The 11,430-nt window shown below is 62.1% G+C and carries 9 protein-coding genes and 1 pseudogene; 7 read left to right on the top strand and 3 right to left on the bottom strand.

Annotation, left to right across the window (positions count from 1 at the left end):
* The coding region (locus DXC52_RS05460; protein WP_199409470.1) for a serine/threonine-protein kinase at positions 1–1,201 on the bottom strand (1,201 nt) is incomplete at its 3' end.
* A 148-nt stretch (positions 1,202–1,349) separates the two neighbouring features.
* Positions 1,350–2,066: a hypothetical protein gene (locus DXC52_RS05455; protein WP_117746472.1), complete on the bottom strand. Its 717-nt coding sequence runs from the start codon at positions 2,064–2,066 to the stop codon at positions 1,350–1,352.
* Between the two features lie 116 nt (positions 2,067–2,182).
* Between DXC52_RS05455 and dnaX the strand changes: the two genes are divergently transcribed.
* Positions 2,183–4,660, top strand: coding sequence for a DNA polymerase III subunit gamma/tau (gene dnaX, locus DXC52_RS05450; protein WP_117746471.1), 2,478 nt, complete (start codon positions 2,183–2,185; stop codon positions 4,658–4,660).
* Positions 4,661–4,681: 21 nt separating this feature from the next.
* On the opposite strand, the gene DXC52_RS05445 is transcribed toward dnaX, so the two are convergent.
* Positions 4,682–5,155: a hypothetical protein gene (locus DXC52_RS05445; RefSeq protein WP_117746470.1), complete on the bottom strand. Its 474-nt coding sequence runs from the start codon at positions 5,153–5,155 to the stop codon at positions 4,682–4,684.
* Between the two features lie 324 nt (positions 5,156–5,479).
* Here DXC52_RS05445 and DXC52_RS05440 point away from each other — a divergent pair, with 324 nt between their 5' ends.
* The 6 genes and pseudogenes from DXC52_RS05440 to DXC52_RS10415 all read left to right on the top strand — a co-directional run.
* Positions 5,480–5,800 carry a YbaB/EbfC family nucleoid-associated protein gene (locus tag DXC52_RS05440; protein ID WP_006235174.1) on the top strand — a complete coding sequence of 107 codons (321 nt, stop codon included), beginning with the start codon at positions 5,480–5,482 and terminating at the stop codon, positions 5,798–5,800.
* Between the two features lie 13 nt (positions 5,801–5,813).
* On the top strand, positions 5,814–6,410 hold the full coding sequence (gene recR, locus DXC52_RS05435; protein WP_006235173.1) for a recombination mediator RecR: 597 nt from the start codon (positions 5,814–5,816) through the stop codon (positions 6,408–6,410).
* A 246-nt stretch (positions 6,411–6,656) separates the two neighbouring features.
* Positions 6,657–7,562 carry a hypothetical protein gene (locus DXC52_RS05430; protein WP_117746469.1) on the top strand — a complete coding sequence of 302 codons (906 nt, stop codon included), beginning with the start codon at positions 6,657–6,659 and terminating at the stop codon, positions 7,560–7,562.
* The gene (locus DXC52_RS05425) at positions 7,559–9,403 is read left to right on the top strand and encodes a hypothetical protein (protein WP_117746468.1); all 1,845 of its coding nucleotides are present in this window, start codon (positions 7,559–7,561) and stop codon (positions 9,401–9,403) included. Before DXC52_RS05430 ends, DXC52_RS05425 begins: the two co-directional genes overlap by 4 nt.
* 3 nt (positions 9,404–9,406) lie before the next feature.
* Positions 9,407–10,345: an FHA domain-containing protein gene (locus DXC52_RS05420; protein ID WP_117746467.1), complete on the top strand. Its 939-nt coding sequence runs from the start codon at positions 9,407–9,409 to the stop codon at positions 10,343–10,345.
* A 327-nt stretch (positions 10,346–10,672) separates the two neighbouring features.
* A pseudogene (locus DXC52_RS10415) lies at positions 10,673–10,939 on the top strand (methyltransferase); the annotation flags it as partial.
* Positions 10,940–11,430: the final 491 nt, after the last annotated feature.

The raw sequence follows: 11,430 nt of genomic DNA, 5'->3' as shown, positions 1-11,430 counted from the left end.
CGGCGGAGGGGGCGGAGCCGATCTGGGGGGCCAGGCCAGCCGCCGCTCCGATCGCGATAGCCGCAATGACCAGGCCGGGAAGCGCCGCGACCCCGGCCGTTTGCATCAGCAAAAAGCTAAAGGTGCCACACGTTAGCGCCGAGATGGCGTGCATGGTGTAGTCGCGCGCATGGCTCCAGCGCGTGCCCGCCCAGCCGAGTGCGGGGTCGACCTCGATGGCGTCGTCTTCGTAGTGCGACGGCTCGATATCGTCGAGCTCCTGCTCGTCATCCGAAAGCTCGCCAACCATTTGCTCCAAGCTGCGGCGGCCCTCGCGCACACTGCCCAGACCGGCAAGGAGCTGGTCGCAAAATGCCTCGATGCTGTTGGGGCGGTCCTGCGGCATGGGGGAGAGCGCGCTCATGAGCGCGCTCTCGGCTCCCGGGGGAAAGTGTGGTATCAGCTCGCTGGGATAGGTGGCGCCGCCGATGATGCGGTCGAGCGAGTCGGCGGGCGTGGCCGCCATAAAGGGGGCGCTGCCACACAGGCCCTCGTAGATCACACAGGCAAGGGCAAAGACATCAGCGCGTTCGTCGACCGTGCCGGTCTCGATATCGAGCTGCTCGGGCGGCATGTAGCCGATGGTGCCGCCGCGCGAACCGCCAAAGCCACCGGCGGACGACAGTCGCGCCATGCCAAAGTCGGTGAGCTTTACATTGCCCGAGTGGTCGATGAGCACGTTGGCGGGCTTAATGTCCAGGTGGAGTACGCCATTACTATGGGCGAAGGTGAGCGCCTGGCCCAGGGCATCGGCAATAGCTGCGGCCTCGTCAAAGGTAAGTGAGTGGCCGTCCACGCGGTGCAAAAACTCGGCCAGCGACATGCCACCGACATACTCCATGACTAGGTAGGCATAGGCTGTGTCGTGCGTAAAGTCGATGACCTGCACGATATTGGGATGTTGAAGCATGGCGGCGGTGTGCGCCTCGCGCAGGACATCCATGATGTCGCTGGCGGGCATGCCAGCACCGTTGATAAGGGGGATACGCTTAATGGCGACGCGGCGGCGCAGGTGCGTGTCGCGGCAGATCTCGATGGAGCCAAAACCGCCGGTCGCAAGTGTCTCGAGCGGCTGGTACCGCTTGAGCAGCTCGCGAGAGCTGGTGCCCTCCAAAGGAACGTCCGGCGAGAACCGGGCGGTATGTTGCGAGAAAAGCGGCATGGCCAACCCTCGTGCGTTTAAAGTTCGTTTGCGAGCGGCGGGCGCGGAGCCGAGCCGTTCGCGGTGGCATAGATGCTGCTAGTGTAGCACGCGCAGGTGGGCGACATTCAATTTAAGCTCCGTCTGGGGTCTGGACCCTGCGTCCGGCCTAGCGCTTCTTCTTGTTCTTCTTCTGCTTGCGCTGCTTGCCCTTGGTCTCCTGGGGCTTGTCGCCCTGCTTGGCCTCGGCGGCGGCCTTCTCGGCCTTCATTTTCTTCTTCTTGGTCTCGATGCGGAGTTTTTTGTTGATGCGGGCCTTGAGGAAGGGACCGAACTGCTCGGCATCGCCACGGACGAAGGTGTCCTTGGGGATCGTCACGCCCTGGTCGGCGAACATGGCCACAAAGATGCGCTCGCCGTCGAGTACGTGGTCGAGCTTGTCAAACGGGAAGAACTGCGACTTGCCGCTCTTGCCCCAAACCATCAGGCCGTCCTCGTTGGCGGCGACGCGGCGATAGCGGCCACCCATGGACTCGTCGGCCTCGACGGCGTCGATAAAGTCGCGGGCGAGCGTGTGGTGCAGGTTCTTGCTCCACCAGGCCAAAAAGGCGCCGAACACGATCAACACGACGCCGAACTTGATCCAGCTGCCGCCGGCCACCAGCATGCCGATGCCGATGAGCGCGGCAACTGCCGCGGCGACATACAGCGAGCCGCGACGCCTGGGCGAGGCGACCAGGCGGGCGAAGTCGGTGACCAGGTCGTTTTCGTACTGGTACTCGTTGAGGTACAGGATGCCGTCATCGGCTGCGGCCTGCTCCTCGAGCGCGACCTCGACCTGGTCGGCTGCTTCGGAGGGAACGAGGTTGCTCTCTGCGTCTGCCATGCTCTTTGGACTCCTATCGCGGCGGGCTCGCCGTACGGGTTATTATGGAATGCAGTATGCCGTGCGACCGCATGGCCGCCGCGGCAACAAGACTCAGTATACCCGGGGGAGCACCCATGGAATCGTTGTACCGAAAGTATCGCCCGCTCACCTTTGACTCCGTGGTGGGCCAGCAGCATATCGTCTCGACGCTCGAGCACGCCATCACCGAGGGGCGCCTGTCCCACGCCTACCTGTTCTGCGGACCGCGCGGCACGGGCAAGACCACCATGGCGCGCATTCTGGCCAAGGCGCTGCTGTGCCGCAATGCCGAGGCGGCGCGCGCCGAGGGTGCAAGCGGCTGCATGCCCGACGGTACTTGCGAGGAGTGCGAGCTCATTGCCGAGGGTAACCACCCCGATGTCTACGAGCTCGATGCCGCAAGCCGTACCGGCGTGGACAACGTGCGCGAGGAGATCATCAACTCCGTCAACTTTGCCCCAGTGCGCGGCAAGTACAAGATTTATATCATCGACGAGGTCCACATGCTCACGACGGCGGCGTTCAACGCGCTGCTCAAGACGCTTGAGGAGCCGCCGGCACACGTGATCTTTGTGCTGTGCACCACCGACCCGCAAAAGATTCTGGAGACCATTCTCTCACGCTGCCAGCGCTTCGATTTCCACCGCATCGGCAACGAGGATATCGAGCATCGCCTGTCTTACGTGTGCGAGCAGGAGGGCTTCGATTACGACGACGAGGCACTCGCCATTGTGGCGCGCCATGCCAAGGGCGGTATGCGCGACGCGCTTTCCACGCTGGAGCAGCTGAGCGTCTTTGGCAACGGTTCTGTGCATGCGGACGACGCCCGCTCGCTTTTGGGCGAGGTTTCGGACCAGATTCTGGGCGAGTTTTCCCGCGCCATTGCCGATCGCGATGTTGCCGAGCTCTATGGACTGATCCGTGCGCAGGTCGAGGAGGGCAATGACCTGCTGGAGCTGACGCGCGACCTGGTGGCGCATGTGCGCGACGTGTACGTTGCCTGCGTTGCCGGTGCCCGTGCCGAGCTGTTTGAGGGCGGCTCCGAGCAGGCCGAGGCGCTTGCTGCCGAGGCCGCTGCCTTTGGCGAGCATCCTGCCGACCGCCTGGCCCGCGTGCTGACGGTGCTCGACGATGCCGCACTGGAGATGAGGGGCGCGAGCGACGTGCGCCTGGTGCTCGAGATTGCCTGCACGCGTCTGGCGCGTCCCGAGGCCGATTTAACGATTGAGGCATTGGCCGAGCGCGTGGCACGCCTGGAGGCCATGATTGCCAACGGCGCCGTGCCGGCGAGCGTGGCTGCTGCTCAGGCCGCCGCGCCTGCAGCATCCGTACCCGCTGCTGCCCAACAGCCGACGCTCATTTCGGGCGCTCGTGCTGCCGCTCCGGCGGCATCCGCTGCCCCCGCTGCTACGTCCGCGCGCCAGGGCGGTATGCCTTGGGACCGCGGCGCTGCTGTTCCGGCTGCCCAGCCTGCGACCAAGTCCGCGGCTCCTGCGCCGGCGCCCAGACCTGTAACGCCTGCACCTCAGCCCGTTGCGGCTCCGGCTTCCGCGCCTGCTGCATCGACCGTGTCGGTGTCCAAGCCCAACAACGCCGCCCAGGTTGCCGCCGCCGGTGCTGCCGAGACCCCCGCGGTTGAGGACGCCGGCGAGCTCCAGCGCAAATGGGCCGAGGTCGTCGAGCGCGTCAAGGCTCGTCAGGCCTCCTACGCAGGGCTTTTGCTCAACGCCCGCGCCACGGCCGACGACGGCTCCAAGCTCACGGTCTCGTTCCCCGCGGGTTCGACTTTTGCCATCAAGATGCTCGGTCGCGCCGATACGCAGTCGGTGGTCCTGCCGACGGTCTGCGCGGTCTTCGGTCGTCGTACCGTCGACTATGTCCTGGATGGGGGTGGCACGCCGGCTCCTCAACATGAGGAGCATTCTCCATCTGCACGGGCTGCGGTATCTGCGGACCCGCAACCCGTGTCCTCGGTGCCCCCTGCATCCTCGAGCGCCAGCGCGACGCAGCCAAAAGCGGCGCCGGTAGCGGCACCGACCCCGTCGGCGCCTGAACCCGCTGCGCCCAAACCGGCTGCTCCGATCCCCGCGCCCAAGTCCGCTGCCGCGCCTGCGCCCAAGTCATCCGACCTGGCCAAGGCCCCTTGGCTGCGCTCCGACAACCCTGCCGGTGCTCCTGCCACGGGCAAGCTCCCGACCGAGCCCGCGCCCCGAGCGCCCGAGCGCGCGTCCGTCCCCATGGCTCAGCCGCCTGCGCAGGCTGCGCCATGGGAATCCGAGCAGGTGCCCTACGACGATGCTATGGTCGGTGGTTTTGCTGCCGATGCCGGCGGGGACGATCTGCCCCCGTTCGACGTGCCGGGTGCGGCGTCCGCGACCAAGGCCGCTGCTGTGGCACCCGCAGCCTCTGCAAACGACGACGTCCCCGCCGCTCCCTGGGAATCCAATCCCGGTGCTGGCAGCCCCTTCGGCCATCAGGGCGCAGCCCCGAGCATCCCGCAGACCGAGGACGAGGCCAAGGCCCTCATCCGCAGCGTCTTTGGCCAGGCCACCATCTTCAAGCCGGTGGAGTAGCTGCGCAGGCGGGTATACTGCTCAAGAAGAGGACCCCTTGTCCGGGCGCATCTGTATTTCGGACATGTGTAGTGTGGTGCCGCGTATCTCGCATTCGAGCAGACAGGTGCGTGACGGTCGGCCTAGGATGCTGAGGTCGATGCGATACGTCGCATGGCTGTCCGTGTACTCGACTTGCTCGGCGTTAATGGTTGCTCCGATTGCCAAATAAACGCCTAGCTCGGCATCGACAATCTTGAAGTCCTTTATCTTGACCTTGAACTCTTGATAGAGGGACGGGCTGTTGTAGTAGACGGTTCGGGTTCCGTCGGTGCACTCATCGGTCGTCTCCCATTTGACGACGGGCTGGTCCGAGCTGGCTATCAGCAGTTCTGCTCCAAAAGCTATGGCATGGGTGATGACAACCAGCAATGCCCAGCCGACAAAGAGATAGAGAACCACATATGCAACGGGGTGTTTTGAGCGGATGTTTTGGAGCGCGTTGGGGGCATTCATGGGGCACCTCCAAATTACTATCTATGGCAATCAAATTATACCCTGCCGCCATGTGCGCCGCCTCGAGCAGCGGTTCGGCATTTAGCTATTTAGTGGCGCACATGAAATGCCGGATTCGGCTCTACTAGATTGAGTGTGCGATATTATGCAACCTTGCATAATCTTTGAGTGCGGTTTGTATTGGAGGACATGTATATCGACTGAGGTAACACGTCCGCCCCGCTCTCTCGCCGCGCGCCGTGGTACGATTTTTGAGTTTGAAAGTCCCGCCGTGCTCCGGCTGCCCTTGCAGCTCGGCGTGCGGCCGCACGTAAAGGAGCCATCATGGCCGGTATGAACATGCAGCAGATGATGAAGCAGGCTCGCAAGATGCAGGAGCAGCTTGCCGCCGCGCAGGAGAACCTCAAGTCCCAGACCGTCGACGCCTCTGCCGGCGGCGGCATGGTCAAGGTGACCGTTAACGGCGAGATGGAGCTCGTCAACCTCACCATCGATCCCGATGCGCTCGATCCCGAGGACGTCGATATGCTGCAGGATATGATCATGGCTGCCGTCAACGAGGCCGTCCGCGGCGTCAACGAGCTCGCCAACAAGCAGATGGGCGCCATCACCGGCGGCCTCAACATCCCGGGCATGCCGTTCTAAGACACGCATATATATGAGTGCCAACCACAGTCTGCAAAAACTGCTCGATGAGCTGGGCCGTCTGCCGGGCATTGGTCCCAAGTCGGCCCAGCGCATCGCCTATTACCTGTTGGAGGCCGACGCCGAGGAGGCGCGCCGCCTGGCCGAGGCCATCCTGGAGGTCAAGCAGGAGGTCCACTTTTGCAGCCGCTGCTTTAACTACGCCACGGCCGACGAGTGCTCCATCTGCCAGGACCCGATGCGCGATACCACTCGCATTTGCGTGGTGGGCGAGCCGCGCGATGTCCAGGCGATCGAGCGCACGGGCAGCTACCACGGCCTCTACCACGTATTGGGCGGCGTGATCAGTCCCATGGACAAGATTGGCCCCGAGCAGCTGCACATTCGAGAGCTGCTGGCACGCTTGGGCCACGAGGACATCCACGAGGTCATCATCGCCACCAACCCCAATATTGAGGGCGAGACCACGGCGAGCTATCTGGCCCGTACCATCAAGCCGTTGGGCGTCGAGGTGTCGCGTCTGGCAAGCGGCCTTCCCGTGGGCGGCGACTTGGAGTATGCCGACGAGCTTACGCTTGGCCGCGCCATCGAGGCCCGTCGCGCGATTTAGGTGGCGAGCCTGCTCCTGCCGTATGTTTTCCTCACAGTCGCACGGGGTAGTCATAATTTCCCCGTGCGACTGTGAGTTTGTTGTGCAACAAAGATGCTTCGTATCCGCTTATCGCATGGATGCTTCCGCTCGCATCCTTAATTTGCTCATTCGTTGCGCAACCTTTTGGGTTCGCTGATACACTCAAATATGGATTCGAATGAATGCGCCGCTCCCGAGCGGCGTGTTTTTGTTGGAGGAGAACGCATGCGGCCCGGTGGCACTCAGACAAAGCGCGGCGCCGCGGTGCGCATACGACGCCGACTGGGCTTGGCGTCGCGGGCGTACGCACTGCTATCGTGCTCGCTGGTGCTGGTCATAGCTGGCGTTTCTGCCTATGGCATGACCGTGCCGTCCATGATGCAGGCGCATGCCGCACGCGAACCGCGCGTGGGGCATGAGGTCAAAAGTGATCTGGGTACCACGACTGGATATGCTTGGGCAAGTGTGGTCGCGCATATTGTGTTTGGCACCGACGATGCGGACGGCGCCGAGGCCCCGGACAACGAAGTCACGCTTGCCAACGGCAAAACCATCGTGCTCACCAACACCAAGATCATCGATCGGTTGTCCAACAATAGCGTGGCGGCAACGGTGAATAAGGTCGAGCAGCAGAAGGAGCAGGACGCCCAGCAGTCCGGAAAGCCCGGTAGCTCGGATACTTCTGGCTCCGGCTCGGATTCATCGAGTTCGGGCGGCGGCTCTGGGGCGGGTTCCTCTACCGGAGGGTCTGGAAACGGCGGCTCGACGGGCGGCAACACTGACAACGATGCAAACTCCGGTGGCCTTTCCGCTGCTGAGGAAGAGAGCATTCACAGTTGGCTTGTGACCAAGTACAACATGCTCGACAGTTACGTTTCTCGTGCCAATGACGTGGTCTCGACCTATAACTCTACGGGAGATCCCAGGCCGTGCGACAGCCTGGTCGGGGAGATGTTTGTCATTCGAGCCGAGTTCGGTCGTCAGACATTCTCGCCCCGGTCAAAGTGGTATCAGCAGTATGCCAATCTGTGGGGCTGTTACACCAACCTATGTCAATGGGTCGGCCATTACGGCGATGATGACGTCGCGCTCGGTAACTTCAACAATAACGTGGCGGCGCTTGCCCTATGATGACCGATCTTGCATCCACCACACCACAATCGCTCGGTCGCGATCCCATGGTCGGCCTGCGCCTGGCGCGTGTCGACGGGTTTGAGCCGGCCATTGCGCTCGGTCAGGACGAACTGCCTGCCTATCTGCGTCGTTTTACGATGCTGTTTGCCGACGATGCCACCATGCGCCGTGGCGGTATCGGCCGCGTGACGCGTGCCGTCAACGCCCAAGGCGAGGCCGTGGCACTCAAGCAGCTCATCTTGCCGACGCGCGATGAGTTTGACGACGATGCCGCTCACGAGGCGCTGGTCGCCAAGTTCAAGGCGGCGTTTCGCGAGGAATACGAATGCCATCGCGCCCTTTCGGGCCTTAAGGGCTTTCCCCGCCTCTATGGCTGGGGCGAGGTCGACGGTGTGCCTGCAATTGTCATGGAATGGGTCGAGGGCGAGACGCTTGCCCGCTTGCGTTCGCGACTCGCCGTGGACGATGCCGGACGCCTGTCGCCGCTTGTGGCGGCGCGTCTGGGTCGCGACCTGTTCGATCTGCTCTGCCGTATGAGCCTGGTGGGTGAGGGCTTTGTCCATCGCGATATCTCGCCCGCTAATATTATGGTGCGCACGGCGCGTCTACCGCTTGACCGGCAGCTTGCCGAGGGCACCTTTGACCTGTGCCTGATCGACTTTGGCTCGTCGCTGGCGCTTGAGCCTGCGTCGGCCGTGGCCGGTACCGGCGGCAAGGCATCCTTTACCGAGCGCTATGCCACGCTGCGTCGCGCGACGGTTGCCTATGCCCCGCCCGAGATGCTCACCGACGATATTCCCGATCTGCGCGCTTTGCGTATGTCGCCGGCGATCGACGTCTATGCCGCGGCAAGCACGGTTTACGAGCTCATTGCCGGCGTCGCGCCATACGAAGCCGCGCCGAGCACTTCGGGCACCTCGGGTTCGCGCAAAAAGACGCGCGACATCGCGAGCCCCTACCGTCTCAAGATGGACACGCGGCCCGACTATCCCATTGGTGCCCATGCGCCCGGTTGTGATTTGACTCAGCTGCTTCGTCGTGAGCCCGATGTGGCGCTCGCCGCGGCCGAGCAGGCCCAGCAGCTAGGGCTTGAGCCGGATTCCGAAGAGCTACGCGATGCGCTGGCGTTTGTCGATGCCCAGCTGTTCGACGTGGTGATGGCCTGTCTGTCCAGCCATCAAAAAGATCGTCCCGAGCCGGCGGCGGTCGAGGCGGCGCTCTCAGCGTTTTGTGACCACTATGCGCAAAATGTCGGCCGTTCGCTCCGCGGCGAGCCGCTCACGCCGTGCCCCATGGATGCGTCTGGCCGCGCGGTTCGTCGCACGCTGATGGTCGGCGCGACGGTCGTCTGTGGCGTGGTTTGGGCTGTGATCGTGGTTTCGGCCGCGCTGCTGGCGTCGGGCGCTCGCGTGACGGCGACTTTGGGATCGCTCGTGTGGTCTGGGTCGCTACCGGGTATTATTGCCGCACTGGCGTTGGCGCTGCCAGGCATAGCCGGCGTTGCCGCGGGGGCGCTTGCGCGCGATCGGCGCTCGGGCTTCCTGCAGGGTGTGCTTGCGCTTTCTGCCTGCGAGGTTCCGGTGCTGGTTGTGGCTGCATGTAGCGTATTTTCCCAACGCGCCGTGATGGGCGGCCTTGTTGCCGCTCTGGTTGCAACCTATACGCTTACGTGGTTTTTGCTTGCGATGGGCTTTGCCTTTGAACTTCCCGTTTCGGCACCGCGACGCACAAAAGCCCAGATGGCGACTCCGCTTGCCGGTGGAGCCGCAGCTGCCCGTACTTTTGGCGGACCTGTCGAAGTATCGTCCGATTCTATTTCTACGACTAAGGAGGCCTAGGTCATGGCATCTCAAGTTGAGCTCACCCCATGCGGGGCCATGTTTGACATCTTTAAGCGCGCGGCGCATCTGAGCCATATCGAGCTGTGCGGCTTGGTGCTTTCGTCCCGTCCGCTCGCCGACGGCCGCAGCCCGCAGAGCCGAGCCGCCGATCGCTCTTGGGTTTCCCGCTTTATCGTTCGCGCGCCGGTCGGCACGCTTCAGCATCGCTACTTTGCCGAATACGGTACCTCGGCTGCGCGTATTATGTCGCAACTGGCCCTGCGCCAGCGCAATCCCATGGACTCCACGGCTGTGATCAATATGGTGTGCGGTCCTGCAGGTGAACCGATGGTACGCGCGCTCGAAGAGTGCCACCAGGACACGAATCTCTATCGCAACGCGCTCGATCGCCTGTCCCAGGCGGCGGAACTCATGCCCGCCGAGCGCGCCGAGGCCGTGCTGGTGCTGTTTGTCGCCGTCGGTTGTTCGGCGGATGTGCGGTCCTCGGTGAACTATGCCATCGACTACGCGCACGCGACCTGTGGCGGAGGCACATCCACGCCGCGTTCGCTTGGCATGTCGATGACCGCGGGCGAACGCGAACCCGCCCCGGCGCACCCCTTGGGCTTGCTGCGCGTACAAAACAGTTTTGTCGTGAGCGCCCCGCGCTGGATTCAGCCGAGTGAGCAGGGTGTTGAGATTGGCGCGCTGGCCACTGGCGAGGGCGATATTACCGACGTCGGCGACGATGTCTCGGCCCGCCATGCCCATATCTGGTGCGATGCTCAAAATATCTGGCACGTCGAGGACTTGTCGTCCACCAACGGAACCGTGGTGGTAAACGGGGCCACGCGCGTCTGCATTCAGGTCGAGCCCGGCCGTTCCGCCCAACTCAATCCCGGCGACGAGCTCAAGCTCGGCGAATCCACTACCTACGCCATCCTCTTCGGTGCTCTCTAGCCGGCAGATAGGGACGTTTCTTTTCTGCCGGCACTTGGGGACACTCCTCGGCGCGCCAGAGCCAGTCGCCCGGGGATGGAGGGGCCATTTTGGCCCTTGGCGGTCAGTCGGGGCGAAACTAGAAGATCTTTCCGATTCGCGGCTGTTCATGCTTGTAGAGCATCTAAAACAATAGGATGTTATTCTGGAATATGCCGGGTGCGTGAACTTGCCTGTCTTAGCCTTAATAAGGTATAGGGGAGTTTGGCTCAGGGGCTCCGTCTTGTTCTTCAGCGCAGTATTGTGGGACAGATTTGCTGAGATTGGCGCCTTACACCGCAGAGCACACGGAAGGCTCTCGATTTGTGTTCTGGCCCCAGAATACAGGGCCTGATACTTACCAACTGTGGCATGGATGTAACATCTGTAGAAATCAACCCTTTTGTTGTCGACCTTTGTAAGAAAAACACTGCCATCAACTCTTTGGATGACGAAACTAGGGTGCTTGAGGGGAGCCTTTACTCCCCTCTGAGAGATGACTCATGTTTTTCGCTTGTCGTTGTGAATCCTCCGTTACTGCCGATTCCGGATGAGATTCCTTATCCCTTCGCTTGAGATGGAGGACAATCGGGTCTGGATAAAACACTTCGTATTCTTAAGGGTGGCGATACGCATTTAGAGAAAAACGGTAAATACTGCTAATAGGGGTGACGACGATGGTGCAGGGGCGACCCGCGATGCTCTCATCAATACGTCGGATACTTGGGAAATCAGGTCTAGATGCATGTATGATGATGCTGTGTGGCTATTCAATTAATCCGCGTTCCGAATGGGTGCAGGGTATAGCTGCGACATCGTATGCTTTTGACCCGGCGCGATACTCAGATATTTCTGAGGCGGTTGACGAAGTTTATACGCACTATGCCGCGCAAGGCGTTTCGGAAGTTTGCACATCTACGTTACGGGCTTAGGTTTCTTCAAGCGAGCAGGCCGGTTGCGTTATTTCGAGCGATTTTTCTAGTCTAGACGACAAAAGGCAAAGGATTTGATGGGTATAAAACGCGGACGTTTGTGGGCGGATGCTCAAATCTATTGTGGCAATCGGG

The sequence above is a fragment of the Collinsella sp. TF05-9AC genome (assembly GCF_003438495.1).
Classification (GTDB): domain Bacteria; phylum Actinomycetota; class Coriobacteriia; order Coriobacteriales; family Coriobacteriaceae; genus Collinsella.
The sequence above is the reverse complement of the archived record's forward strand: the minus strand, read 5'-3'. Positions and strand labels throughout refer to the sequence as shown.